The following is a 23,911-nucleotide window of genomic DNA, read 5'->3' as shown; positions in this document are numbered from 1 at the left end:
TAGCCCCGGCCGCGGCGCGCGTGACGGCCCGGCGCGCGACGAGCGCAGGCGACCCCCGGAGAGCATCGTGACCGAGACGTTCGACCGCCCACGGGAGCTCACCGGCGACGCGTCCCTGAACCACGTGATCCTCGGACCCGCGGGGTCGATCGGCGTCGAAGGACGGCTCGCGCAGGACGCGTGCTCCCGGGACGCTCTGCACGCCCTGGCCGCCGACCTCGGCCTGCCCGGCCTGCGGAGGGACCGCCTGGCCGACGATCTCGCCCGCGCCGCGGCGTCGTCCGACGCGGAGGCGGCGCGCTCGGCCGCCGCCGTCCTGCACGCCTTCGGGATGCGCCTCGGTGCGCTGGTCGCGACACTGCGCGATCCCGCCACCGCCGAACGCCAGGGGAGCACGCCGCACCGCCGGGCCTTCCTCGCCCGGTGGACGGCCGTCGAGCGCGTGTGGTTCGGGGGCGGCCTGCTGGCGGGCGGGTGCGGACCGCTCGTCCTGGAGGGGGCGCGGGCGACGGCCGGTCTCGCACCGCACCCGTGCCCCGTGGCCGTGTCGCCCCGGCCGGAGCTCGCCCCGCTCATCGGCGCGGCCCGGCACGTGCCCGCGGGCTCCGGCGCCGAGGCCGCGGTGGTGGCCGACCTCGGGCACACCCGCATCAGGACCGCGGTCGCCGAGCGGCACGACGGCACCCTGCGGCGCCTGCGCCACCTGCGCGCCGGGCCCGTGCCCCGGCGGCCCGGCGCCGACGCCGTCGAGGCCGCGGTCGGCGCCGCGCTGGCCGCGGCGCTCCGGGACGCCGCGGGCCCGGCGTCGAAGCGGGTCCGGGTCGTCGTCAGCGTCGCCTCGTTCGTGCGGGACGGGCTGCCCGCCGACGACGGGCAGGGGATCTACGGGTGCCTCGCGGCGCGTGCTCCCGCGCTCCTGCGCGCGGTGCGGGACGCGGCCGGCGTCAGCGCCGACCTGCGGTTCCTGCACGACGGGACCGCCGCGGCCTCGGCCGGGGGCGGCCCCAGCGACGCCGCGATCACGGCGGGAACATGGCTGGGCGTGGGCTTCGCTCCCTCGGGAGGGCCGCCGCCCCTCGCCGTGCCGCGGCGCGGGCTGCCCGTCGCCTGGGCGGACGAGGCCGGCCCGCCGCCGGGCGCGCTCGGCTGAGGACCGAAGGAATGGCCGACGAAGTGGGACACGGTGACCGCCGCGCCGCCACGGACGAGGATCCGGCAGGAGCCCCGGCCGGGACGCCCGCCGCGCCGGCCGGCGGCGCGCACCGTCCGACCCTCGTCATCGTGAGCGGGCCTCCCGGCTCGGGCAAGACGACCATGGCGGGCCTGCTCGCCCGGGCGCTACCGTGCCCCCTCGTGTCGCGCGACGCCATCAACGAGGGCATCTTCCACACCTTCGGTCACGACCTCGGCGTCGCCGCCAAGGACTCCGTCGCGCGCATGGCCTTCGACGCCTTCTTCCAGACGGTCGATCTGCTGCTGTCCGCGAAGGTGTCGGTCGTGGCCGAGGCGGCGTTCCAGCATCGGAGATGGCGCCTGGGGCTGGACTCGCTCAAGACCGAAGCGGACATCAGGCTCGTGCACTGCGTCATCGATCCCAGGCTGGCGCGCCGGCGCGTGGCCGCGCGGCTCCGCGAGCAGCCCGACGGCCCCGGGGCGCGGCGTGCGGCGCTGGCCCGGCGAGGGAGGACGGGCGGCGGGGCCCCGAGCGGATTCGAGGAGGTGTCGCTCGCGGTCCCCTCGCTCCGCGTCGCCACCGCGAAGGGCTACGACCCGGACATCGACGTGATCATCGACTTCATCCGTGCACAGCGTGGATCCGGCACTCAGTAGAGGGTGGCATAGGTGAACTCATTATCGTCCGTCGCAGTAATCGGAGGAAGCGGCTTCATCGGCTCACATCTGTGTGAACTGCTGTTGGACATGGAGTGCCGGGTGTACTGCGTGGACAACTTCGCCACGAGTGGGCCCCACAACGTGGCACATCTCGCGGACCGGCCCGGGTTCGCACTCATCGAACACGACATCAACGAGCCCCTCGACCTGACGGGCGCAATCGGGACCGTGGTGCATCTCGCCTCGCTGCCCAGCCCGGTCGACTATCTGGCACGCCCGGTGGAGACCCTCCGTGTCGGTTCTCTTGGAACTCTCAACACTCTGGACTTCGCCCGGGCGAAAGGCGCCCGATATGTGTACGCGTCGAGCAGCGAGGTCTACGGAGACCCGTCCGTGCATCCGCAGACCGAGTCCTACCACGGCAATGTGAACCCCATGGGGCCGCGCTCCTGCTATGACGAGGGAAAACGGTTCGGAGAGGCCGCCTGCGAGGCGTACCGGGCCGTTTATGACGTCGACACCACGGTCCTGCGCATCTTCAACACCTACGGCCGCCGCATGCGGGCGGAGGACGGCCGGCTCGTGCCCACCTTCATCCGTCAGGCGCTGGCCGGCCGGCCCGTCACCGTGCACGGCACCGGGCGGCAGACGCGCTCCCTGTGCCATGTGGACGACACCGCGCAGGCGCTGGTCAAAGCCGCTCTGGCCGGGCATCCGGGGCCGATGAACATCGGGAATCCCGACGAGCTGACGGTCGTCGCCATCGCCGAGCTCATCCGGGAGCTGTGCGACTCGCCGTCGCCGATCCACCATGTCGGCGCCCGCGAGGAGGACCCCACCAGGCGGCGTCCCGACATCGCCCTGGCCCGCCGGGCACTCGACTGGGAACCGCGAGTGAGCCTGAGAACCGGCCTGACCGACACGATCGCCTGGTTCGCGAGCCATTCGTCACTGGCCGCAGTGAACCCCTGACACTCCATTACCCGATGCGGGCGCGGCTCGCCGTGCCCGCATCACTCCCCCGCGTCATTCATCCGGGAGAGGCCCGCGACCGAATCCGGTCACGGGGCCGGGTTGCGCATCTGCGCTTTCCCCGGACGCGTCCATTCCCGCACAACTCGAAGGATATTTTCCTACTCATCAGTTGAACTGGGAAAACGACGGCCCGGCCCTGCCTCACAAAGGGTTTCTCAACCACAGAGCCGGGTCGCCGCCTCCCATGCGCCCCTGCCGACGGGTGAAGAGGCCGCCGCGTGAATCGAGGGGCTTGCACGCCGACCAGAATACCAGCCGACACGGTCGGCCTCTTGTGTTACGTTCGGCCTTACGCAACTCAACAAAATAGGACCGATCCCGGTCTTCGAGTTGCGCCCGTCAATCGGGTGCAGCGAGGAGGACCGGGATTGAAGACCCCGGACCTCCTCGTGAGCACCGCTCACAAAGGAGGGGGTCCCCTTGAGGAACCTCGAAAACCGCGAACGCGGTCGCGCGCTCGCGCTCGTCCTCACCATCTGCGGCTTCGTGCCGCGGCGGGTGAGGCTCGCCCGCGAGTGGCTGACCAACGAGGTGACCGGACCCGCCAAGAGGCGGCGCCCGGCCATCGCGTGGACGGTCGCCGTGGTGGCGATGGTCGTCGGAACGGGCAACAACGTCCTGCTCCTGAAGTCGGGAGCGACGGGCATGCCCGCCTTCGTGACCGCCTTCCTGACCGACGTCGCGGCGTGCACCGCCCTCTGGCTCGTCGTCCGCCCCAAGTGGCGGCAGGTCGACCGGCGGGTGAAGCGCTCGGCGCTCATCTTCGGATGCACCTCACCGGTCAGCATCTGGAGCGGGCAGGAAGCGCTGCACCACATGCCCTACGCGATGGTCGCGGTGCTGGCCCTCATGGTGGGGCCGATGGTCGCGGCCCTGGTGTCGGGGCGCAAGAACTGGCAGATCGTCGGGTGGGTGCTCGTCTCGGGCACCGGCGCCACGCTCCTGTACGGCATGGCGGCCTGGCAGCTCTCGCCCATCGGGATCCTGAGCGTCGTCCTCAACGGGATGATGTACTGGGCCATGGCGCGGATCTTCACCGGTCTGGGCCGCCTGGAGGAGGAGTTCGCCAACGAGGCCGAGCGGGCGGTCAACGCCGCCAAGCAGGCCGCGCTGGCGGCGACCACTCCCCGGGAGGCCGAGCTGGCGGCCATCGCCGTCAAGGAGGCCGAGCTGAAGGCCGGCTCCCGCAAGGAGGCCGTGCTGACGGCCAGTGCCCTGAAGGGGCTGGTCTCGGTTCCGGTGCTGTTCGTGCTCTTCCTGAGCGCGCACGGCCCGACGGTCGTGAGCCAGCACAGCGCGTGGGCCACGATCGGCGCCCTGGGCGTCGGCACGCTGGCCACCATCAGCGCGCTGTGTTCGAGCGCCGCCTGGAAGCGGGGCTTGACCATCTCCGCACACGCTCAGCTGCAGCCGGCCAAGCCGCTGCTGGGCCTCTTCTGGGGGACTCTGGTCGCAGGCCAGAAGCCCCCGAAGTTCACGCAGGACACGATCGCCGGGTACCTCCTGGTCTGCCTGGGAGCACTGGCGGTCGGCCTCATCTTCGTCGAGGAGAAGACGAAGGAGCAGATCAGGAAGGCCCGCGCCAAGAAGGCGCGGGCCCTGGGTGAGCCTGACACCGCCTGACGGCGCAAGCCGCCGGGCATGCAGTAACGGGCACGGTGCCCTAACACCGTGACCGCTTCAGTCGAACGGCGGGGGGTGCCCGCCCCCCGCCGTTCTTCTTCGCTCGCCGTTGATCGTAGCGCCTGGATACATCGTTCCAGAGCTGTCCCCGAGGGGAGTACCGCGTGTCGCGGCGCGGTCCCGGGCGGCGCTTCGCGTCATGAGTGAACCTAGAGGCGATGAACCCTGCAGACGAGAACGGCGAGGAGGACGGCGACCGGGACGGAGGCCGGTCGCGGCTGGCGCCGATGCTGGCGGCGCCGATGTTCCGCTCGCTGCGCAACCGCAACTTCCGCCTGTTCACGGCCGGTTCGCTGGTGTCCAACACCGGCACCTGGATGCAGCGGGTGGCCCAGGACTGGCTGATCCTCGAACTGAGCCACGGCGACGGGACCGCGCTGGGCATCACCACCGGCCTGCAGTTCCTGCCGATGCTGCTGTTCGGGCTGTGGGGCGGCGTGATCGCCGACCGCTACTCCAAGCGCCGGGTCCTGGTGCTCGCCCAGGTGGCGATGGGCCTGCTCGCGCTGGTCCTCGGAGTGCTGGCCGTCACCGGAAGCGCCCGGCTGTGGCACGTGTACCTGCTGGCACTCGGCCTGGGGGTCGCCACCGTCGTGGAGAACCCCGCCCGGCAGACCTTCGTGGTGGAGATCGTCGGCAGGACCGACCTGCCCAACGCCATCGCGCTGGGCGGCGCCTGCTTCAACATCGCCCGCGTCCTCGGCCCGGCGGTGGCGGGCCTGCTGATCGCGGCGATCGGCACCGGCCCGGTCTTCCTGGTCAACGCGGCGTCCTACGTCGCCGTGCTGGCCTCCCTGGCGGCGATGCGGGCCGGCGAGCTGAGCTCGGCCGAACCGGTGCCCCGGGGCAGGGGGCAGCTGCGGGAGGGCCTGGCGTACGTGCGGGCCCGGCGGGACCTGGTCACGGTCCTGCTGCTGCTGGGGCTCGTGGCCACGTTCGGGATGAACTTCGCGGTCACCATCCCGCTGATCGCCAAGGAGGTCTTCCACACCGGGGCGTCCTCCTTCGGGCTGGCCTCCACCATGCTGGCCGCCGGCTCCCTGGCCGGGGCGCTGGTGGCGGCCCGGCGGGTGCGCCCGACCCGCCGGCTGCTGCTCGGCGCGGCGGCGCTGTTCGGGGTGCTGGAGATGGCGGTGTCGCTGATGCCGTGGTACTGGCTGTTCCTGGCGCTGCTCGTCCCCACCGGCGCCGCGGTGCTGACGTTCACCACCACCGCCAACTCCACCATGCAGCTCGACGTCGCCCCGGCCATGCGCGGCCGGGTGATGGCGCTGTACACGCTGGTCTTCCTCGGCACCAACCCCCTCGGCGCGCCCCTCATCGGCCGGCTGTCCGAGCTGGTCGGCCCGCGCCTGGCGATGACGCTCGGCGGCGCGGTGTCCGCCCTCGCCCCCCTGCTGGTGGCGGCCCTGACGCTCCCCGGCCGGGCCCCCGGCCCCGCCGCTCCGACCCCGGCCACCCCCCTCCCCCCACCCGGCCGCGGCAGGTCCCGCCGGTAGCGGGACCCCGGAGCTGGTTCGCGACATCGTGTTGCTATCTTGTCGACATGATGTCGATAAGTGCGCGGGGGTGGGGCTGATGTTCCTCGCGCTTCGTGAGCTGCGGTTCGCCAAGGTCCGGTTCGGGCTGATGGGCGCCGTCGTGGGCCTGATCGCGGTTCTCATGGTCATGCTGTCCGGGCTGTCGGTGGGGCTGGTCAGGGACGGGGTGTCGGGCCTGCAGAACCTGCCGGTCACCTCCTTCGCGTTCGAGCGCGACGTCCAGCACGACTCGGCCTTCTCCCGGAGCGTGGTGGACATGTCCGCCGTGGACGCCTGGCGGAGCCGTCCGGGCGTGCAGCAGGCGGCCCCCTACGGGAACACGCTCGTCAACACCAAGAGCGACCGGGGCGTGGACGTCGACCTCGCGCTGTTCGGAGTGGCGCCGGACTCGTTCCTGTCGCCCGAGGTCGGCGAGGGCTCGCGCCTGAGGGACGCGGACGGCGTCGTCGTCAGCGCCACGGCCCTGGACGCCGGCCTTCGCGTCGGCGACACGATCACGGTCGCCCGGCTCGGGACGAGGCTCCGCGTCGTCGGCGCCACCCCGCGGCAGGACACCTTCGGGCATGTCGACGTCGGCTACGTGCCGCTGCGGACCTGGCAGCTGATCAAGGCGGGCGCGGCCCCGGGCGACCCGGTGCCCGCGCACGCCACGCGGGAGATCACCGCCGTGGCGGTGCGCGCGAAGCCCGGAGCGTCGGTCGACCTCGCCGCCGGGGACGCCGCCGCCGGGACCGAGAGCCTCACGCTGGAGGACTCCTACGGCGCCTCGCCCGGCTACTCCGCCGAGACCTCGACCCTCCAGCTCATCCAGGTGTTCCTGTACGCCATCTCCGCCCTGGTCGTCGGAGCGTTCTTCGCCGTCTGGGCGATCCAGCGCAAGCACGAGGTCGCCGTGCTGCGCGCCATGGGGGCGTCGAGAGGCTGGCTGCTGCGCGACGCGCTCACCCAGGCGTTCCTCCTGCTCGTCGCCGCCGTCGCGATCGGCGCCGGGATCGGCGTCGGCCTCGGCTCGCTCATCACCGGCGGCGGGATGCCGTTCGCGCTCAGCGCCCCGAGCGTCACGGCCGCCGCCGCGGGGCTCGTCCTCCTCGGGCTCGCCGGAGCCGGCGCCGCCGTCGCCCGGATCGCGTCCATCGACCCCGCCACCGCGCTTGGAGGCAACCGATGACAGGGAAGACCACGCAGGCCGCCGGGCCCCGCGAACCCGGCGCGGACGACCGCCCGGGGCTCGTCATGGAGGGCGTCAGCCTCAGGCACGGCGACGGCTCCGAGACCGTCCAGGCGCTCGACGACGTCGACCTCGCGGTGCGCCCCGGCGAGCTGGCCGCCGTCGTCGGCCCGTCCGGCGCCGGCAAGTCGAGCCTGCTCGCGGTCGCGGGCGGTCTCGCCCGCCCGGACCGGGGCACCGTCACGGTCGCGGGGCTCGACATCACCGCCGCCGGCGCGAGGGCCAGGGCGAGACTGCGGCGCGAGCACGTCGGGTTCGTCTTCCAGTCGGGCAACCTGGTCCCGGCGCTCACCGCCGTCGACCAGCTCCGGCTGCCGCTGCGGTTCCGTCCGCGCCGCGCCCGCTCCGGCCGCGATCCTCTCGCGCTGCTGGAGGACGTGGGAATGGCGGACCGGGCCGACCGGCACCCCCACCAGCTCTCCGGTGGGGAGCGGCAGCGGGTCGGCATCGCCCGGGCGCTGGTGACCGGGCCGAGCGTGCTGCTCGTGGACGAGCCCACCGCCGCCCTGGACCGGGCGCGCAGCCACGAGATCGTCCGCCTGCTCGCCCGCGAGGCGCGGCAGCGCGGCGTGGCGGCCATCATGGTGACCCACGACCACGATGTCCTCGAACACTGTGACACCGTGTACGAGATGATCGACGGACGCCTGGCCGCGCTCGCCTGACGCCCCGGCCGGGCCGCCCGCCGAGGACGACCGGACCGGAGGGGCCCCGTGCCGAAGATCCAGGCGCCGACCGTGGCGGAGCACCGGGCCGCGCAGCGGGCGGCCCTGCTCGACGCCGCCCGCACCCTGCTGTCCGAGGACCCCGAGCGGGCCCCCGGCCTCGCGGACGTCGCCCGCCGGGCCGGGCTCGCCCGCTCCAGCGTGTACGCCTACTTCAGGTCCCGCGACGACCTGCTCGACGCCCTCATCGTCGACACCTTCCCGCGCTGGTCGGCCTACGTCGAGGCGCGGATGGCGAAGGCGAGGACGCCCGGCGACCGGATCCTGGCCTACGTCTACGCCAACCTCCGCCTCGTCGCCCGCGGAGACCACGCGCTGGCCCGCGCCCTCGCGGCCACCGGGCGCACCGACACGCTGGCCAACTCCAGCCGGCTGCTCCACGACGAGCTCCAGACGCCGCTCCGCGCGGCCCTGGCCGACCACGGCGCCTCCGACCCCGACCGCACGGCCGAACTCGTCCAGTCGATCGTCTACGCCCTGACGCGGATGATCGAGGACGGCCTCGCCGAACGCGCGGCCCGCCGCCTCGCCCACGAACTCCTCGCCCCCTACCTGGACCCCGCGGCACCGTAGACGGGACGCGCGGCGGGCAGGGCATCCTCCTGGGTAGAGATCTGTGCATGAGCAAGGACAAGCGGCTGTCCCGGCGCGTGTACGAGCCGGAGCTCGCCCGCCTCCAGTCGGAACTGGTGAACCTCCAGGAGTGGGTGCGCAGCGAGGGCGCCCGCGTCGTGGTGGTGTTCGAGGGACGGGACGCCGCCGGCAAGGGCAGCACGATCAAGCGGGTCACCGAGTACCTCAATCCCCGCGTCGCCCGGATCGCCGCGCTGCCCGTCCCGACCGACCGCGAGCGCACCCAGTGGTACTTCCAGCGCTACGTCGAGCACCTGCCGGCCGCCGGGGAGATCGTCCTGTTCGACCGCTCCTGGTACAACCGGGCGGGCGTCGAGCGCGTCATGGGCTTCTGCTCCAAGCAGGAGTACACGCGCTTCCTCCACCAGTGCCCCATCTTCGAGCGGCTGCTGGTCGAGGACGGGCTCTTGCTGCGCAAGTACTGGTTCTCCGTGAGCGACGCCGAGCAGGAGCGCCGTTTCCGCAGCCGCCTGGCCGACCCGACGCGGCGGTGGAAGCTGTCGCCGATGGACCTGGAGTCCATCACCCGCTGGGAGGACTACTCCCGCGCCAAGGACGAGATGTTCGTGCACACCGACATCCCCGAGGCGCCCTGGTACGTCGTGGAGAGCGACGACAAGCGCCGCGCGCGGATCAACATGATCGCCCACCTGCTGTCGACGATCCCCTACCGCACGGTGGAGCCGCCGCGGCTGGCGCTCCCCGAACGGCCGCCCCCCAGGGGATACGAGCGGCCGCCGCGCGACATGCAGACCTACGTCCCCGACCACTCCGCGTCCCTGAAATGAGACCCGGCGCCGCGGGCGGCCGCCCGGGACGGCCCGTCAGCGGCTGTAGTCCAGGAACAGCGTGCCGTTCTTCCCCCGCTCGACCTCGGCGAGCTTCCACGACTGGACGCCGTCGCCGTCGAACACCCGCCTGCCGTTCCCGACCACCGCGGGGGCCACGACCAGCCGCAGTTCGTCGACAAGCCGGGCCCGGAGCAGCGAGCGGGCCAGTTCGATGCTGCCGTGGAGACCGATGTCACCGCCGGGCTCCTGCTTCAGGGCGGTGACGTACTCGTGCACGTCCGTCGTGACCCGGGTGGAGTTCGTCCACTCCTGGCCGAGCGCGCTTGAGGTGACGACGTGCTTGCGGGTGCCGTTGATGAAGTCGGCGAACGGCTGGAAGTCGGACGTGGGCCAGTGTCCGGCCCAGTAGTCGTATGTTCCGCGCCCCATCAGGACGTCGTCCTGGGCGGCGATGACCCGGCCGAGGTAGCCGACCAGCTGGGGGCCGTCGTCGGCGAGCCAGTCGCCGTCCTCGAAGGCGATCCCGTCCAGCGACATCAAGTGGTAGAGCACGACCTTGCGCATGTGGTCCCTCAGTGATCGGTCGGGTGGGCGGAGGCGCCGCGGGGGACGGTGCCGTTACTGCTTGGCCGGGTCGGATCCGGCGCGCTTGACGATCCGGTCGCCCTCGCTCACCGAGTTCCAGAGGGAGCCGTCGACGCGGATCTTCTTGCTGCCGCCGCCGGTGAAGGTGACCTTGAGGTAGTGGTAGAGGTTCGACCCGTCCGGCATGTTCCGGGACTTGCCGTCGACGACGCCTTCCCACTCTTCGTCCTCATGCACCCGTCGTGACCTGAACATCCGCGCACCGCCCTTGGTGATGGTCCTCTTACTTCCTGTGATCAGGTTAGGCCCGCCGCGGACGCGGGGGCCTCGGCCGCGCGAGGGGTCCTGCGGATGCGACTTCAGGCTGAGGGGCGGGGCCGGACGATACCGAGGTCGTAGGCCATCACGACGGCGTGCACGCGGTCGCGGGCGCCGAGCTTGCGCAGGACCGACGAGACGTGGGTCTTCACGGTCGCCTCGGCGAGGGACAGATACCCGGCGATCTCCGCGTTGGAGGCGGCCCGGGCGACCAGCGTGAGCACCTCCACCTCGCGGTCCGTCAGTTCGGCCAGCCGTGCGGGCCGGACGGGTTCGGCCGGCTGGACGGCCACGAACCGGTCGAGGAGCCGGCGCGTCACGGTCGGGGCCAGCAGCGCCTCGCCCCGGGCGACGACCCGGACGGCGTCGGCCAGTTCCGGCGGGCGCACGTCCTTGAGCAGGAAACCGCTCGCCCCCGCCCGCAGCGCGGCGTAGAGCGGCTCGTCCAGGTCGAACGTGGTCAGGATGATGACCTTGGGAGGGTCGGCGGCGGCGGTGATCCGCCGGGTGGCGTCGATGCCGTCGGCGCCGGGCATCCGCACGTCCATCAGGACGACGTCGGGGCGCAGCCGGGCGGCCTCCCGGACGGCCTGGTCGCCGTCGCCCGCCTCGCCGACGACCTCCAGGTCCTCCCGGGCGTCGATGATCATGCAGAATCCGGCCCGGACCAGGTCCTGGTCGTCGGCGACGAGCACCTTGATCGTCATGGCGGCTCCCTCGGGGCGGCCGGGCGCGGCCCCGGACCCCCGGCCGGGTCGGGTCCCGCCGCCGGCGGCCCGCCCATCATCGCAGCGCGCCGCGCCGGCGGCGTCCCGTTGCCGGGAGCCCCGCCGCGGTCACCGGGCGACCGTCTCCCAGAACCCGCAGCCGTGCTCCGCCCCGGCGTCGACGGTGCGGATCGCGCCGGGCGCGAGGCTCAGCGGCGCGGTGCCGGGCCGCCAGCGCGGCGCGCCCCGGTGGTTCGGGTCGCCCGAGCGGGCGAAGGCGCTCCAGTAGCCGACCATGGTCCGGGCCAGCCCCTTGCGCTCGCGGTTCACCAGCAGGTCTCTGGCGCCCAGGTCGAAGAGGTAGGGCAGGTCGGTGGCGTGGGCGGCGCCCTGCGGGACGTCGGGGACGTGCAGGCCGTTGACGTTGGGCGCGTTCTCGTCGGCGAACTCGTAGGAGTAGACGGTCGTGCGCGCGGCGAGGTCCCGGGCGCCGGCCAGTGCCGAGCACGCCCAGGACGCGTCGGTCAGGACCGTCGCCCAGGCCAGCCCGGCGGACGGGTACCGCGACAGCGGGTACCGGGCGGCGACCCTGCCCGCGGCGGGCCCGAACGCCTCCTCCAGCAGCCGGGGATAGGTCTCCGCCGTGATCAGCTTCGGGTCGTACCGGATCGCGCCCGCGACGAACGACCGGGCCTCGTCGCGCGTGCCGCCGATGATCACCGGTACGCGGGTGAACGCGCCCGCGCGCAGCGCCGCCGCCGGGTCCCGCGGCAGCAGTTCGGTGCCGTAGGCGAGGTGGTCGGCGAAGGACGGCGAGTGCGGGAGGAGTTCGGCGGTGGTCTTGCCCCGCAGGCACGCCAGCGCGTCCGTGCCCGCGCACTCCAGTTCCCGGGCGGCGGCCTCGCCGTCCTCCCGGCCTTGGGCGACGGGGACGTAGGGCCGGTCGGCGGGCGCTCCGGGGAACAGGCCGCCGGCGGGCCAGCGCAGCCCGCACGCACCCGACGAGATGATCGCCTTGTCGAAGTGTCCCCGGGCCGCGGGCGAGGTGAGCAGCGCGCAGGCCGACATCGCGCCCGCCGACTGGCCGAAGACGGTGATGTTGCGCGGGTCGCCGCCGAACGCCGAGGCGTTGCGCCGCGCCCACCGCAGCGCCGCGATCTGGTCGGCGAAGCCGAAGTCGCCCGACCCTTTCAGCCCGGGCAGCCCCAGGTAGCCGAATATGCCGAGCCGGTAGTTCACCGTGATGACGACGGCCTTGCCCTCGGTCGCCAGCCGGACGGCGTCGTAGTCCTTCCCGCTCCCCTGGGTGAAGCCGCCGCCGTGCCACCACACCATCACGGGCAACGCACCGTGGCGTCCGCGCGGAGTGGTGACGTTGACGTAAAGGCAGTCCTCGCCGGACGGGTTCTCGGGCCCCGGCGAGCCCTGCGCGCAGTCCTTCCCCGGCCGCCCGGCGTCCCTTACGCCGCGCCACGGAGCCGGCTCGCGCGGCAGCGTCCAACGCCGGGCTCCGGTGGGCGGTGCGGCGTAGGGGATGCCGAGGAACTGCCGGGATCTCCCCTTCGCGATGCCCCGCACGCTTCCGGAATCCACGCGCACGGTCAGCGGCGCTCGCGCGGGCTCATGCGGCGAACGGCACGCCATCAGCGCCCCGGCGACCGAGACCGCCGCGAGCGCGGTGGACACGCTTCTGACTCCAGGGGACACGCTGCTGAGACCCGCCACGATGACGACCGCCCGTCTGATCACGTCCGCCGTCCGGCGGCACTCGTTCGAGAGCAAAGGACGGGATGACCCGCCGGTTCGACGCTAGGGAACCCGGCGCCCCGTAGCCTCAGCCCGGCGTCCCGTCTTGGACCCCCGACTCCGGACGGAGCGAAGGCCCCGCGCCCGCCCACGGATGTAGGCGCGGGGTCAGATCCAGCCCTGCTGCCAGGCTCGGTGGGCGGCGGCGTGGCGGGTGGGGGCCCGGAGCTTGGTCATGGCGGTGGAGAGGTAGTTGCGGACGGTGCCGGGGGCCAGGTGGACCTGGGCGGCGATCTCGTTGACCGAGGCTCCGGTGCGGGCGGCGCGCAGGACCTCCAGCTCGCGGTCGGTGAGGGGGCACTCGTCCTCGGTGAGGGCGGCCGCGGCGATGTCGGCGTCGACGTAGCGGCGGCCGGCGGCGACGTCGCGGATGATCTCGGCGAGCCGGGACGCGGAGGTCGTCTTCGGGACGAAGCCGCGGACGCCGGCGGCCAGGGCGCGGCGCAGGACGGCGGGCCGGGCGTGCCGGGTGACCAGGACGATCCGGGTCGGCAGCTCGGCCGTGATCTCCTCGGCGGCGCGCAGGCCGTCGGCGGGCGGCATCTCCAGGTCCAGGACCGCGACGTCCGGGCGGTGCTCGCGGGCCAGCCGGACCGCGTCGGTGGAGGTGGCCGCCTCGGCGACCACCTCCAGATCGTCTTCCAGCGCGAGCAGGGAGGCCAGGGCGCTGCGGAGGAGGTCCTCGTCGTCGGCGATCAGGAGCCGGATCATCGGTCGTCGCCGTTCGCGGCGGGCAGCGACGCGGTGAGTTCGAACCGGTCGGCGTCGCGGGTCCAGGTCAGGTCGCCGCCCGCGGTCCGCAGCCGGCCGGCGAGGGCGGTCAGGCCGGTGCCGGGGGCGGCGCCGGGGCCGGACGCGCCGTCGTTGCCCACCCGGAGGCGGGCGACGCCGCCGGTGACGCGGTAGTCGACGGACGCGTGGCGCGCCCGGCTGTGGCGGAGGAGGTTGGTGGTCGCCTCCCTCATCACCAGGCCGAGGAGGTGGCGGGCGGTGTCGCCGATGGCGGCGGGCTCCGCGGTGGTGCGGGCGTCGATGCCCGCGGAGGCGAGGATCCGGGTGGCGTTGGCGATCTCGTCGTCCAGGCTGGTGCGGCGGTAGCCGAGCACCACGGCGCGGGTGTCGCCGAGCGCGTCGGCGGCCAGCCGCCGGACCTCGCGCATCTCGGCGGCGGCGCGCGGCGGGTCGGTCTCGGCGAGCCGGGCGGCCAGCTCGCTCTTCAGGGCGATGACCTGCAGGTGGTGGCCCTGGATGTCGTGCAGGTCGGCGGCGAACCGGAGGCGCTCGTCCTTCACGGCGAGTTCGGCCGACAGGCGGCGCGCCTCGTCCAGCCGCCCCGCGATGTCCCAGGCCCACAGGGGGCCGAGCATGGCCCAGGCGACGAAGGCGGTGACCCCGGGCGGGAACAGCGCGGCGTACGGCAGTTCGCCGTCCCCGCTCAGGAGGCTGACGGCGCCGCCGGGCAGCGCCGCGGCGAGCACCGCGGCGGCGATCAGCCGGAGCCGGCGGCCGCGGTCCAGGTAGGTCGCGGCGACCGCCGTCATGATCGCGGGCGCGATCGGCCACAGCCCGTAGTCGCGCACGGCCAGGGGGCAGACGGCGAGCACGAGAGCGGCCAGCGCTCCGGCGGCCGGCCAGCCCGCGGGCGGGCGGGGCCGCGCACCGGCCGACAGCCGCGCGTTCAGCAGGGCCACCACCGCCGCGACCTCGACCGCCAGCGCGGCGGCGCCGAGAGCGCGCGGCTGGACCGGCACGTCGCCGTCCAGGATCCATTCGCCGGTGAGGAGGATGAGGACGGCCACGTTGGTGCCCGGCACCGCCCACCAGGTGTAGCGGCGGAACCCCGCCAGCCCTGCCTCGTCGGCCCCTGTGCGCACGCCGCCATTGTTCCAGCGGAAGGCGCCCCGGGCGGGTGTCATTTGTCCGGTATCCGCATGACAGATGTCATCCGCGCGCGTGGTGGTCCGCCACTACCCGGGACCGTCGCGCCGCCCGAGGGTGGAGGCGTCGCCCACCCGAGGAGGAGCACCGTGCGAGCACAGGAAGCCACGCGCCACGGCCGGGGTCACGCGCTGATGCGTCGCTGGCCCACGGCGGCGGCCCTCGCCGCCGCGGCGCTCATCTGGGGCGGCGGCCTCGGCGACCCGGACGAGGCGGTCTCCGGGTTCGGCGAGCTGCTGCTCCTGCTGGCCCTGGAGTACCTGATCCTCGCCCGGATCGGCCGGCGCGGGGCGTCCTGGCCCGTCGTCGGGTCCATGGTCGTGGCCATGGCCGCGATCGGCATGCTGGACGTGGTCCCGCTGTCCGCCGTCATCACGGCCGCCGCGCTGGTCCTGCTCGTCTGGGGGGCGTTCGCCGAGGCGCCAGACGGGCGGGCCGTCTTCGGAGCGCAGGCGGCCGGGATGGTCGGGTTCGGCGCCCTCGCGTTCGCGAGCCTTGCGGTCGACCCTGACCTCGGCCGCTACCTCGTCGCGGCCGGCTGGTTCCTGCACGGGGTGTGGGACGCCGTCCACCTCAAGCTCGACAGGGTCGTCTCCCGCTCCTACGCCGAAGCCTGCGGCGTGATCGACGTGGTGGTCGCCGCCATGCTCGTCTTCCTGCTGTGACCGGCCGCGGCGGGCCGGGAGAAGGCGCCGCCGTCCGGGAACATCGCGGCGAGTTCCGGCCTGGGGTGGTTGCGGCTGATGTTGCGTTCGAGGAGGGCCAGCGACTCCCGGACGCCGACGCTCCCCGCGGTGTGTTCGGGCAGGCGGCCGTCGTCGCGCTTGAGCCGGACGATCGCCTCCTCCATGGCGCTCTGGGCGGCGAACAGGCACGGGGTGCTGTAGATCGCGACCTCCACGCCGAGCTCGGTCAGCTCCGGCAGCGAGATGCGGGGCGACCTCCCGCCCGCGATCTGGTTGAACAGCAGCGGCTTGTCGCCGATCACCGCCCGGACCCGGCGGATCTGCTCGACGCTCCGGACGCCGTCGACCAGCACGACGTCCGCGTCGGTCCGCGCAAGCGCCTCGGCGCGGGCCAGCACCTCGTCCTCCTCGCCGGCATCGGTGCGGGCGACCACCACGAGGTCGCGCCGGGTCCGCAGCACCATGTCGAGCTTGTCGAGGTACTCCTGCAGTGGCAGGATCCGCTTGCCGTCCACGTGCCCGCAGCGCCGCGGCCGCTGCTGGTCCTCGAGGATCACGCCGGACGCGCCGATCAGCTCCAGCTGCTCGACCACGTGGCAGGCGACCTCGGGGTCCACGTAGCCGTCGTCGATGTCCACGAGCAGGTGCCGCCCGGGGAAGGCGAGCCGCAGCCGCTGCACGAACGCGACGATGTCGGGCCAGGCGATGAAGCCGATGTCGGGAAGGCCGTAGTGCGACGCCGCGAAGCCGAAGCCGGACACGAAGAGTCCGTTGTAGTGCTGCGCGGCGACGGAGGCGGAGAACATGTCGAAAACCCCGATCAGCGGGGTGGTGCCTTCCGACCTGATCTCGCGTCGGAGTTCTTCTCCGTAGTTCACCTTTTCTCCTTTCGTTGCATGGGGGCGCGGGCGACTTGTCCGACCAATACGGAACGCCACGGCTTGTGGCGACCACACCGCAGTCGGTATTCCGTGTCGTGAATAGTTACCCATGCGCAAAGCAAAACGCGGGTCAAGGAAGGGGAGGGAGGCGGCAAAAAGGCAAAGAAAACGGTCCGCTTTGGCGGGTGATGTTGGGAATTGTTCTTTTATTCGTCGCGACCGTTGCGGGAGCTGTGCTTGACCGCCCCGACCCGGCCGGGGCCCGGCCTCCGGCGGGCGGCGGACGCGCTCTGCGAACGCCAGGTGAACGCGCTGGAACCGGCGGGTTTCTATGCCCCTCGAAATACACATTGAACATCTAGTGCTTTTCACCTTCTGGAGGGGGCTCGTTTTCCTCGGCTACTCTCCCGTAGCTGTGGTCCCCGCGAGAAGACGAATTCGCCGTCGCATGCGCAGGAGCATGCCGGTCCGGCCCGTGCCGGCCGCCGTCATCTTTATCGCGAACGCGTTTTCCCGCAAGCCCGCCGAGAATGGCGGGCGGTGCTCCGCGACGGAGCCGAGGACGAGCAGCGAACCCGCCGTTCCGGGCCGCACCCCCCGCTCCGCGCGCGAGCAGGACGGCCCCGGCGGCACGACCCCCCGATTGGAGAACCGTCATGCGCAAACTGCTGAAGGCGACGCTGGTCGCGTGCGCCTTCGCGCTCGCGATGTGCGGTGTGACGTCCGCGAACGCCGCCGAGCCCCCCGGTGAGGGCGGTGTGCCGATCATCGGCGGCCACAACGCCACCGAGACCTATTCCTGGATGGTGTCGCTGAGCAACGGCTGCGGCGGCAGCCTGGTCGCGGCCCAGTGGATCGTCACGGCGAACCACTGCGGCTCGGCGTCGCAGGCCCGGATCGGCTCGACCTACAAGAACTCCGGCGGCGAGGTCCGCCAGATCGACCGGCGCACCACCCGGTCGGGCACCGACCTCACGCTGATGCACCTCTCCACCCCCGCCCAGTCCGCCCCGGTGAAGATGGCGCAGTCCAACCCCGCCGCGGGCACCCCCGTGCGGCTGCTCGGCTTCGGCTGCATGAGCTGGCCGAGCTGCAGGACCGCCACGGTCCTCCAGGAGATCGACCTGACGATCCTGCCCAGCAGCCGGTGCGCGGCCGGCGGCGGCACCGCCAACGACGTGTGCGTCTCGGGCGACCGGACGCACTCGGCCTGCCACGGCGACTCCGGCGGCCCGGCCGTCGTCGGCACCCGCGGCGACTGGACGCTCGTCGGCGAGACCCACGGCCCCGGCGACAACCTGGGCGAGTGCGCCACCACCACGCTCTACACCGGCATCGCGCCGTACCTGTCCTGGATCAATCAGCAGATCGGCCGCTGACCCCCCGCCCCCACCCCCGAGGAGCTCCCATGTCACTTCGCAGGATCATGGCGGCGCTGGCCGTCACGCTCGGACTGTCCTTCCTGGTGCCCGCCCTCGCCGTCGAGCCGGCGTCGGCCGCGGCCCCGGTCGCGGTCCGCACCATCTACTACGACGCCAGTGCCGCGCAGGAGTTCAGGGCGGCCGTCGACCAGGGCGCCGCGGCGTGGAACGCGGCCGTGCCGGCGATCCAGCTCAGGGCCGCGACCGGTGCGCAGGCCACCGTGAAGGTGTACGCCGACAACGGCTGGCCCCGCACCTACATGAACGGCTTCGGCCGCGCCACCATCTACATGGGGCGCGAGGCGGTCAACGACGGCTTCTACCCGCCGAGGATCGCGGCGCACGAGCTCGGGCACGCCCTCGGCCTGCCCGACAACCGCAACGGGCGCTGCGACTACCTGATGTCCGGCCACAGCTCGCCGACGTCCTGCCAGAGCACCACCCCGCACTCGACCGAGGCGGCCCAGGTCACCCGCAACGCGGGCGGTCTCGTGCCCGCCGCGCTCAGCCGGGAGACCCGGTACGCGGACTGCTTCGTCTTCTGACCGTCCGCCCTCTTCCGACCGCGTCGCACCGCGGGCACGACGCCGACACGTGCCCGCGGTGCCGCGCGTCCGGCCCCGTTCGCGCTGGTGCGCGCGGGTCTCATCGGGTAGGGAGGAAGTAAAGGGGGTTCGTACCTGGCCGAATCCCGGGACGGGCTCCCGGTCGCCGCGGCGGCGAGTCGATGCGAGGTGGTGGCGATGTGCAGGTGGATGGCCTACTCCGGGGACCCGGCCCTGGCGGAGGCCCTGCTCTTCCGGCCGGCCCATTCCCTGATCAACCAGAGCCTGCACGCCCGGCTGGGGGCGGAGACCACGAACGGGGACGGCTTCGGCGTCGGCTGGTTCGGGGACCGGCCGATCCCCGGCGTGTACAAGAGCGTCCTTCCCGCCTGGAACGACCCGAACCTGCGCGAGATCAGCCGGGAGATCCGGACCCCGCTGCTGTTCGCCCACGTCAGGGCCTCGACCGGCGCCGCGGTGCAGCGCAGCAACTGCCACCCGTTCCGGTACCGGCGGTGGCTGTGGATGCACAACGGGGCCATCGCCGACTACCCGCGGCTGAAGCGGGACGTCATGTTCGCGGTCGATCCCTCGCTCTACCCCGAGATCGAGGGCACGACCGACTCCGAGGCCCTGTTCTACCTGGCCCTCACCTTCGGCCTGCGGGAGGACCCGCCGGGCGCCGTCGCCCGCACCATCGGCCTCGTCGAGGACCTCGGGCGTCGCCACGGAGTGCCCGATCCGCTGCAGATGACGGTGGCCACCAGCGAGGGCGAGTCGATCTGGGTGTTCCGCTACTCCAGTCAGGGACGCACGAGGTCGCTCTTCTACTCCACCGACATCGCCGAGCTGCGCTCGCTCTACCCGGGGCTGGACGTCCTCCAGCGGCTCGGGACGGACGCGCGGTTCGTCGTGTCCGAGCCGATCCACCATCTCGAGGGCGCGTGGACGGAGGTGCCGGAGAGCTCGTACGCGGTCGTGCGGCCCGGCACCCACGAACTGCATCCCCTCGTCCCCGTCCGGAAGCCCGAGGAGAGCACCGCCTGACGTTCCGGTGGCGGCCCGTCCTCAGGCGGGCCGGGGCGGGGCGATCAGCCGCCAGGCGCCGGGGTGCAGGGTCCAGGTGCGGCTGGTGTAGGGACCGGACACCTCGCCGTCGCTGTTGCTCCGGAACTCCTCGCCGCTGATCGTGACCTTGCGGGCCTTGATGTGCAGGACGTCGTCCCGGTGGCGGTGGCTGCCGTCGCGCAGGCGCAGGGCGTAGGCGATCCGCGCGAAGGGCCCGGTGGCGGCGGAGACGACCAGCTCCATCTTCCCGTCACCCGGATGCGCGTCCAGCGCCAGCTGGGCGGAGCCGCCGGCGATGCCGGGCGCGTTGCTGAGCGCGGCCATCAGGAACTTGCCCTCGGCGACGAGTTCGCCGTCCGCCTCGGCCCGCAGCCGCCACCCGGAGTGGCGCAGGCCCGCGATGACCGCGCCGAGCGGGAACGCCGCCACCTTGAGCGTGCGCTTGAACCGCGTGGCGCTCTCGGCGGCCGAGGCGCCGATGCCCACGTGCACGGCGTTGAGGGTGACGCGGCCGTCCTCGTCGACGACCATGTCCAGCTCGCGGTGCCCGCCGTCCAGCAGGAGGCGGACGGCCTCGTCGGGGTCGAGCGGGATGCCGAGGTTGCGGGCGAGGTCGTTCCCGGTGCCCATCGGCAGCAGCCCGACCGTCCGGTCGAGCTCGCCGCGCCGGTGCAGGGTGCTGACCAGGCGGTTGATGGAGCCGTCGCCGCCCGCGGCCACGACGACCGCCTTGCGGTCCCTGTCCAGCGCCTCGTCGAGGTCGTCGGGCGCGACGCACGGGCAGACGGTGACGTCCCGCCCGGCGTCCCTGAGCAGCGCGGCCACCCGGTCCAAGGTCTGGGCGTCATGCGTGCCGGCCTTGGCGTTGGTGAAGAGAATCATGGTCCTCAGATCGGCCGTGCGGAGCCTCCGGGGGCGTTGCTCGGCGACGGAGGCCTGGGGGGATCCCACACCGCTTCTGCTTTCCCTCCCCCGCCCGGATGATGCAGGTGGCGGGTGTAGGACGGGTCACGGTGCCACGGGACGGGAGCCGCGGCCCCCGGACCGCCTCACCGGGTGACGCGGATCTTGGACTGGCCGTGCGGGAGGTCCTCCCAGTCGTCCATGAAGCGTGCGGTGAAGCCGTGGCGCTCGGCCAGGGAGGTCAGGGTCTCGGTGCGGTAGTAGAAGTCCTCGCGCAGGACGTGGTGCTCGGTTCCCTCGGTGCGGTCGAAGGTGAAGTCGAAGAAGCCGCCGGGGGCGAGGACGCGCCCCACGTTCGCGAGGCATTCGTCGATGACCTCCAGCGGCGAGTGGCTGAAGACGCTGTGCGCGTGGACGACCGTGAAGTGCTCCGAGGGCAGGAACCGCAGTTTCAGGTCGCCGACCAGCGTCAGGTGCGGCAGCTTCTCGCGGAGGTCGTTGCGGACGAGGGTGTGCTGCGCGGCGAGCAGGATGTCGGGCGAGATGTCGATGCCGTAGTAGTTGCCGGCGTCGAGGTAGTCGATGAACCGCCAGCCGGCGCGCAGGTTGCCGCAGCCGATCTCCAGGAGCCGGTCGTCCGGCTTGAGGCCGTGCCTGAGCAGGTAGTCGAACTGCATCTGGCCGAGGGCGAGCCAGCGTTCGCGGGTGGGGCTGCCGACGGCGGCCTCCGGGCTCCGGGCCGCGTCGGCCCTCATGACGGCCCGGTAGTAGGCGACGTGGTCGCGGCTGGAGACCCGGAATTTCAGGTCGCGCGCCATACGTGACAGATATGTACCGATCTTGTCTGGATTCTGGGCGGCGTAGCGCAGCCGGTACGCCAGGCTCGCGCGATTCCGGCTGGTGGGCGGCAGCGCTTTCGTCATCGGGCTCGTCCCCCAAGGAGCACCTGCGGTTCGCCTCGTGACCTACCCTTCCGCCGCGCCCCGTAAAAGCGGCGGCGCGGCGGAAGCGATCATTCGCGCACCCGGGGAAGGCCGAAGTCGTCGAAAAGGGAAGGGGCCATAAAACTCGAAATGCGGGCGATTCCGGAGCGGGTGGGAGTGACCACCATCAGGGAATGCGCGTGCAGGATCCCGTCCTCGCCGCGCAGGTACGCGCCGAAGGCCGGCTGGCCGTTCGCGCGGACGGGCACGAGCAGGTGGGGATCGCGGCCTGAGGGCAGCCGCGCGGCGAGCAGCCGGCCGATGGCCTCCCGGCCTCTGAACCAGTGCGGAACGGGCGGCATCTCCCAGGCCGCCTGCTCGGTGAGCAGCCGGGTGAGCCCGGCGATGTCGACCGTCTCGAAGGCCCTGGCGAACCGGTCGAGCAGCTCGCGGCGCGCCGGCTCGTCCGGCTCGGCGATCTCGTCCCCGGCGGGGACCAGCCGCTCCAGGCGGGACCGGGCGCGCAGCAGCGTGCTGTTGACCCCCGCGCCGGTCATCCCGAGCGTCCCGGCGACCTCCGCGGCGGACCAGCCCAGCACGTCCCGCAGGACCAGCACGGCCCGCTGCCGGGCGGGCAGGTACTGCAAGGCGGCGATCAACGCCAGCCGCAGGCTCGCCCGCTCGGCGACGACCGCCGCCGGGTCCTCCGGGGCACCGCCGACGAGCCGGTCGGGCAGGGGCTCCAGCCAGGGCACCTCCGGGGCGCGCGACCCGGGCGGCGGCACGTCGCCTGACGGCGAGGCCAGGCCCGAGGGCAGCACGCGCCGGCTGCTGTGCTCCAGAGCGTTCAAGCAGGCGTTCGTGGCGATCCGGTACAGCCACGTGCGCAGCGACGCCCGTCCGTCGAAGGACGCATACGCTCGCCACGCCCGCAGGTACACCTCCTGGACCAGGTCCTCGGCGTCGTGGACGGAACCCAGCATCCGGTAGCAGTAGGCCAGCAGCTCCCGCCTGAACGGATCCGTCAACCGTCCGAACTCCTCGGGACCGGCATCTCTCTCATCGGTCTTCATAGGACGCACCTCCCCCTGTACTGACCGGAGAGCGGGGCCGGATTCGTCGGCCTCCACCCGCTGAGTACCGCCCGCGCGGGCGGTTTGTACAGGCGACGGCGAGCCGCCGGCCGGCTCGCCCGATCACCTGGAGGGAACGCGCATGGCGCAGAGGACAAGCGGCGGGCTGCTCGGCCTGACCGCGACGGCGTCGCTGATGGTGGCGCTGGACGCGACGGCGGTGACGACCGCGCTGGCCAGGATCCGGCTCGACCTGTCGGCCACCATGGAACAGCTCGAATGGACCGTGAACGCCTACGGGCTCAGTTTCGCCGTCCTGCTGATGACCGGCGCCGCGCTGGGCGACCGGTTCGGGCGCAGGCGGATGTTCGTGAGCGGGCTCGGCCTGTTCACGGCGGCCTCGGCGGCCTGCGCGGCGGCCCCCGGCATCGGCTGGCTGATCGCCGCCCGCGCGGTCCAGGGGTGCGGGTCCGCGCTGGTGATGCCGCTGGCGATGGCGCTGCTGAGCCATGGCGTCCCGCCCGAGCGGCGCGCCCGGGCCCTCGGCGCCTTCGCCGGGGTCACCGGCCTGGCGGTGGTGGCCGGGCCGGTGGTGGGCGGGATCGTCACCGAGGGGCTCGCCTGGCAATGGATCTTCTGGCTCAACGTGCCGATCGGGCTGGCGGTCATCCCGCTGGTGCTCCGGTACGTCCCTGAGAGCCGCGGCGGCGGGGCCTCCTTCGACCTCGGCGGCGTCCTGCTGGTGACGGGCGGCGCGCTCGGCCTGGTCTGGGGCCTGGTCCGCGCGGACGGCTCGGGCTGGGACGCCGCCGAGGTGGACGGCGCGCTGGCGGCCGGGGTCCTGCTGCTCGCCGCCTTCGTCGCCTGGGAGCTGCGCACCCGCGAGCCGATGGTGCCGATGCGGCTGCTGCGCTCGCGCGGCTTCTCCGCGGGGAACGCCGCCGGGCTCCTCATGTACGCGGCGCTGTACGGCTCGCTGTTCTTCATGGCCCAGTTCCTCCAGACCGTCCTCGGGGCCGGGCCGATGGCCGCCGGGCTCCAGCTCGTCCCGTGGACGGCGACCGTGACCGTGATCGCGCCTGCCGCGGGGGCGCTGGTGAACCGGGCCGGGGCCCGTCCCCTCACCGCGGCCGGACTGACCCTGCAGGCGATCGGGATGGGGTGGATCGGCCTCACCGCCGGGCCCTCGACCGCCTATCCGGAGCTGATCGCGCCCATGGTCGTCGCGGGGGCCGGGATCAGCATGGCGATGCCCGCCGCGCAGACCGCGGTCATCAACTCCGTCGCCGCGCGGGAGATCGGCAAGGCGTCCGGCGTGTTCAACGCCCTGCGGCAGCTCGCCGCGGTGCTGGGCGTGGCGGTCGCCGCCGCGGTGTTCACCGCCGAGGGCGGCTACGGGACCGCGGGGACCTTCTCCGACGGCTTCGGGCCCGCCCTCACCCTCACGGGCGCGCTGTCGCTGGCAGGTGCGGTCGCCGCCCTGTTCCTGCCCGGACCCGACCGGACGGCCCGGCCCCTTCCGGCGCCGCCGGTTCCGCGACGCGCGCCCGAGCCGACCCGCTGAAGCGCGGAGAAGCCGTGCCGTCAG

The 23,911-nt window shown here is 73.1% G+C and carries 24 protein-coding genes; 14 read left to right on the top strand and 10 right to left on the bottom strand.

Annotated features, from left to right (window positions below; all coding sequences use genetic code 11):
* Positions 1-67 precede the first annotated feature (67 nt).
* The 9 genes from AB0C69_RS03505 (at position 68) to ppk2 (ending at position 9,466) form a co-directional block, all read left to right on the top strand.
* Positions 68-1,150: a hypothetical protein gene (locus AB0C69_RS03505; RefSeq protein WP_360349226.1), complete on the top strand. Its 1,083-nt coding sequence runs from the start codon at positions 68-70 to the stop codon at positions 1,148-1,150.
* An 11-nt stretch (positions 1,151-1,161) separates the two neighbouring features.
* Positions 1,162-1,830 (top strand): AAA family ATPase, encoded by a 669-nt coding sequence (locus AB0C69_RS03500; protein ID WP_360349223.1) that lies wholly within the window; start codon positions 1,162-1,164, stop codon positions 1,828-1,830.
* A gap of 12 nt (positions 1,831-1,842) precedes the next feature.
* On the top strand, positions 1,843-2,805 hold the full coding sequence (locus AB0C69_RS03495) for an NAD-dependent epimerase/dehydratase family protein (protein ID WP_360349220.1): 963 nt from the start codon (positions 1,843-1,845) through the stop codon (positions 2,803-2,805).
* Between the two features lie 483 nt (positions 2,806-3,288).
* On the top strand, positions 3,289-4,491 hold the full coding sequence (locus AB0C69_RS03490; RefSeq protein ID WP_360349217.1) for a hypothetical protein: 1,203 nt from the start codon (positions 3,289-3,291) through the stop codon (positions 4,489-4,491).
* A 218-nt stretch (positions 4,492-4,709) separates the two neighbouring features.
* Positions 4,710-6,050 (top strand): MFS transporter, encoded by a 1,341-nt coding sequence (locus AB0C69_RS03485; RefSeq protein WP_360349214.1) that lies wholly within the window; start codon positions 4,710-4,712, stop codon positions 6,048-6,050.
* A 79-nt stretch (positions 6,051-6,129) separates the two neighbouring features.
* Positions 6,130-7,260 carry an FtsX-like permease family protein gene (locus tag AB0C69_RS03480; protein WP_360349211.1) on the top strand — a complete coding sequence of 377 codons (1,131 nt, stop codon included), beginning with the start codon at positions 6,130-6,132 and terminating at the stop codon, positions 7,258-7,260.
* Entirely contained in the window at positions 7,257-7,985 is a 729-nt protein-coding gene (locus AB0C69_RS03475) for an ABC transporter ATP-binding protein (protein ID WP_360349208.1), read from the top strand. The genes AB0C69_RS03480 and AB0C69_RS03475 overlap by 4 nt, the downstream gene beginning before the upstream one ends.
* 48 nt (positions 7,986-8,033) lie before the next feature.
* Positions 8,034-8,618 carry a helix-turn-helix domain-containing protein gene (locus AB0C69_RS03470; protein WP_345178150.1) on the top strand — a complete coding sequence of 195 codons (585 nt, stop codon included), beginning with the start codon at positions 8,034-8,036 and terminating at the stop codon, positions 8,616-8,618.
* Positions 8,619-8,665: 47 nt separating this feature from the next.
* Positions 8,666-9,466 carry a polyphosphate kinase 2 gene (gene ppk2, locus AB0C69_RS03465; RefSeq protein ID WP_345178149.1) on the top strand — a complete coding sequence of 267 codons (801 nt, stop codon included), beginning with the start codon at positions 8,666-8,668 and terminating at the stop codon, positions 9,464-9,466.
* Between the two features lie 36 nt (positions 9,467-9,502).
* Here the strand turns inward: ppk2 and AB0C69_RS03460 are convergent, their stop codons facing one another.
* The 6 genes from AB0C69_RS03460 to AB0C69_RS03435 all read right to left on the bottom strand — a co-directional run bounded on the left by AB0C69_RS03460 (position 9,503) and on the right by AB0C69_RS03435 (position 14,759).
* Positions 9,503-10,033 (bottom strand): dihydrofolate reductase family protein, encoded by a 531-nt coding sequence (locus tag AB0C69_RS03460; protein WP_360349204.1) that lies wholly within the window; start codon positions 10,031-10,033, stop codon positions 9,503-9,505.
* 54 nt (positions 10,034-10,087) lie between these two features.
* The gene (locus AB0C69_RS03455) at positions 10,088-10,291 is read right to left on the bottom strand and encodes a hypothetical protein (protein WP_345178146.1); all 204 of its coding nucleotides are present in this window, start codon (positions 10,289-10,291) and stop codon (positions 10,088-10,090) included.
* 122 nt (positions 10,292-10,413) lie between these two features.
* Positions 10,414-11,079: a response regulator transcription factor gene (locus tag AB0C69_RS03450; RefSeq protein ID WP_345178144.1), complete on the bottom strand. Its 666-nt coding sequence runs from the start codon at positions 11,077-11,079 to the stop codon at positions 10,414-10,416.
* Positions 11,080-11,208: 129 nt separating this feature from the next.
* Positions 11,209-12,765, bottom strand: a complete 1,557-nt coding sequence (locus AB0C69_RS03445) for a carboxylesterase family protein (RefSeq protein WP_360349200.1) — start codon at positions 12,763-12,765, stop codon at positions 11,209-11,211.
* A 228-nt stretch (positions 12,766-12,993) separates the two neighbouring features.
* Positions 12,994-13,596 carry a response regulator transcription factor gene (locus AB0C69_RS03440; protein WP_345178140.1) on the bottom strand — a complete coding sequence of 201 codons (603 nt, stop codon included), beginning with the start codon at positions 13,594-13,596 and terminating at the stop codon, positions 12,994-12,996.
* Positions 13,593-14,759: a histidine kinase gene (locus AB0C69_RS03435; protein WP_360349197.1), complete on the bottom strand. Its 1,167-nt coding sequence runs from the start codon at positions 14,757-14,759 to the stop codon at positions 13,593-13,595. Before AB0C69_RS03435 ends, AB0C69_RS03440 begins: the two co-directional genes overlap by 4 nt.
* A 153-nt stretch (positions 14,760-14,912) precedes the next feature.
* Here AB0C69_RS03435 and AB0C69_RS03430 point away from each other — a divergent pair, with 153 nt between their 5' ends.
* Positions 14,913-15,488: a hypothetical protein gene (locus tag AB0C69_RS03430; protein WP_360349194.1), complete on the top strand. Its 576-nt coding sequence runs from the start codon at positions 14,913-14,915 to the stop codon at positions 15,486-15,488.
* Here AB0C69_RS03430 and AB0C69_RS03425 read toward each other — a convergent pair.
* Complete coding sequence (locus tag AB0C69_RS03425; protein WP_360349191.1) at positions 15,425-16,387, bottom strand: isocitrate lyase/PEP mutase family protein; 963 nt, start codon at positions 16,385-16,387, stop codon at positions 15,425-15,427. The genes AB0C69_RS03430 and AB0C69_RS03425 overlap by 64 nt on opposite strands.
* Positions 16,388-17,046: 659 nt before the next feature.
* Between AB0C69_RS03425 and AB0C69_RS03420 the strand changes: the two genes are divergently transcribed.
* From AB0C69_RS03420 to AB0C69_RS03410, 3 genes are all read left to right on the top strand, one after another.
* On the top strand, positions 17,047-17,769 hold the full coding sequence (locus AB0C69_RS03420) for a trypsin-like serine protease (protein ID WP_360349188.1): 723 nt from the start codon (positions 17,047-17,049) through the stop codon (positions 17,767-17,769).
* Between the two features lie 29 nt (positions 17,770-17,798).
* Positions 17,799-18,356: a snapalysin family zinc-dependent metalloprotease gene (locus AB0C69_RS03415; RefSeq protein WP_345178128.1), complete on the top strand. Its 558-nt coding sequence runs from the start codon at positions 17,799-17,801 to the stop codon at positions 18,354-18,356.
* A 198-nt stretch (positions 18,357-18,554) separates the two neighbouring features.
* A complete protein-coding gene (locus AB0C69_RS03410) occupies positions 18,555-19,403 on the top strand; it encodes a class II glutamine amidotransferase (protein WP_360349185.1) in 849 nt (282 codons plus the stop codon).
* 21 nt (positions 19,404-19,424) lie between these two features.
* Here AB0C69_RS03410 and AB0C69_RS03405 read toward each other — a convergent pair whose 3' ends face one another.
* The 3 genes from AB0C69_RS03405 to AB0C69_RS03395 all read right to left on the bottom strand — a co-directional run bounded on the left by AB0C69_RS03405 (position 19,425) and on the right by AB0C69_RS03395 (position 22,323).
* On the bottom strand, positions 19,425-20,306 hold the full coding sequence (locus AB0C69_RS03405) for a diacylglycerol kinase family protein (protein ID WP_360349182.1): 882 nt from the start codon (positions 20,304-20,306) through the stop codon (positions 19,425-19,427).
* 167 nt (positions 20,307-20,473) lie between these two features.
* Complete coding sequence (locus AB0C69_RS03400; RefSeq protein WP_345178122.1) at positions 20,474-21,250, bottom strand: class I SAM-dependent methyltransferase; 777 nt, start codon at positions 21,248-21,250, stop codon at positions 20,474-20,476.
* An 89-nt stretch (positions 21,251-21,339) separates the two neighbouring features.
* A complete protein-coding gene (locus AB0C69_RS03395) occupies positions 21,340-22,323 on the bottom strand; it encodes a sigma-70 family RNA polymerase sigma factor (protein ID WP_360349179.1) in 984 nt (327 codons plus the stop codon).
* A gap of 142 nt (positions 22,324-22,465) precedes the next feature.
* Between AB0C69_RS03395 and AB0C69_RS03390 the strand changes: the two genes are divergently transcribed.
* A complete protein-coding gene (locus AB0C69_RS03390; RefSeq protein WP_360349176.1) occupies positions 22,466-23,887 on the top strand; it encodes a DHA2 family efflux MFS transporter permease subunit in 1,422 nt (473 codons plus the stop codon).
* The last annotated feature ends 24 nt before the right edge of the window (positions 23,888-23,911 follow it).

It is taken from the genome of Actinomadura sp. NPDC048032 (genome assembly GCF_040653175.1).
In the GTDB taxonomy this organism is placed as follows: Bacteria; Actinomycetota; Actinomycetes; order Streptosporangiales; family Streptosporangiaceae; genus Spirillospora; species Spirillospora verrucosospora.
This window is presented reverse-complemented; position numbering and strand designations above follow the sequence as displayed.

Excerpts from the sequence above, each read along its gene's own strand:
- AB0C69_RS03440 (WP_345178140.1), bottom strand. The coding sequence starts at position 13,596 with ATGATCCGGCTCCTGATCGCCGACGACGAGGACCTCCTCCGCAGCGCC.
- AB0C69_RS03405 (WP_360349182.1), bottom strand. The coding sequence starts at position 20,306 with ATGATTCTCTTCACCAACGCCAAGGCCGGCACGCATGACGCCCAGACC.
- AB0C69_RS03420 (WP_360349188.1), top strand. The coding sequence starts at position 17,047 with ATGCGCAAACTGCTGAAGGCGACGCTGGTCGCGTGCGCCTTCGCGCTC.
- AB0C69_RS03480 (WP_360349211.1), top strand. The coding sequence starts at position 6,130 with ATGTTCCTCGCGCTTCGTGAGCTGCGGTTCGCCAAGGTCCGGTTCGGG.
- AB0C69_RS03500 (WP_360349223.1), top strand. The coding sequence starts at position 1,162 with ATGGCCGACGAAGTGGGACACGGTGACCGCCGCGCCGCCACGGACGAG.
- AB0C69_RS03475 (WP_360349208.1), top strand. The coding sequence starts at position 7,257 with ATGACAGGGAAGACCACGCAGGCCGCCGGGCCCCGCGAACCCGGCGCG.
- AB0C69_RS03395 (WP_360349179.1), bottom strand. The coding sequence starts at position 22,323 with ATGAAGACCGATGAGAGAGATGCCGGTCCCGAGGAGTTCGGACGGTTG.
- AB0C69_RS03415 (WP_345178128.1), top strand. The coding sequence starts at position 17,799 with ATGTCACTTCGCAGGATCATGGCGGCGCTGGCCGTCACGCTCGGACTG.
- AB0C69_RS03400 (WP_345178122.1), bottom strand. The coding sequence starts at position 21,250 with ATGACGAAAGCGCTGCCGCCCACCAGCCGGAATCGCGCGAGCCTGGCG.
- AB0C69_RS03410 (WP_360349185.1), top strand. The coding sequence starts at position 18,555 with ATGTGCAGGTGGATGGCCTACTCCGGGGACCCGGCCCTGGCGGAGGCC.
- AB0C69_RS03450 (WP_345178144.1), bottom strand. The coding sequence starts at position 11,079 with ATGACGATCAAGGTGCTCGTCGCCGACGACCAGGACCTGGTCCGGGCC.
- AB0C69_RS03460 (WP_360349204.1), bottom strand. The coding sequence starts at position 10,033 with ATGCGCAAGGTCGTGCTCTACCACTTGATGTCGCTGGACGGGATCGCC.
- AB0C69_RS03485 (WP_360349214.1), top strand. The coding sequence starts at position 4,710 with ATGAACCCTGCAGACGAGAACGGCGAGGAGGACGGCGACCGGGACGGA.
- ppk2 (WP_345178149.1), top strand. The coding sequence starts at position 8,666 with ATGAGCAAGGACAAGCGGCTGTCCCGGCGCGTGTACGAGCCGGAGCTC.
- AB0C69_RS03390 (WP_360349176.1), top strand. The coding sequence starts at position 22,466 with ATGGCGCAGAGGACAAGCGGCGGGCTGCTCGGCCTGACCGCGACGGCG.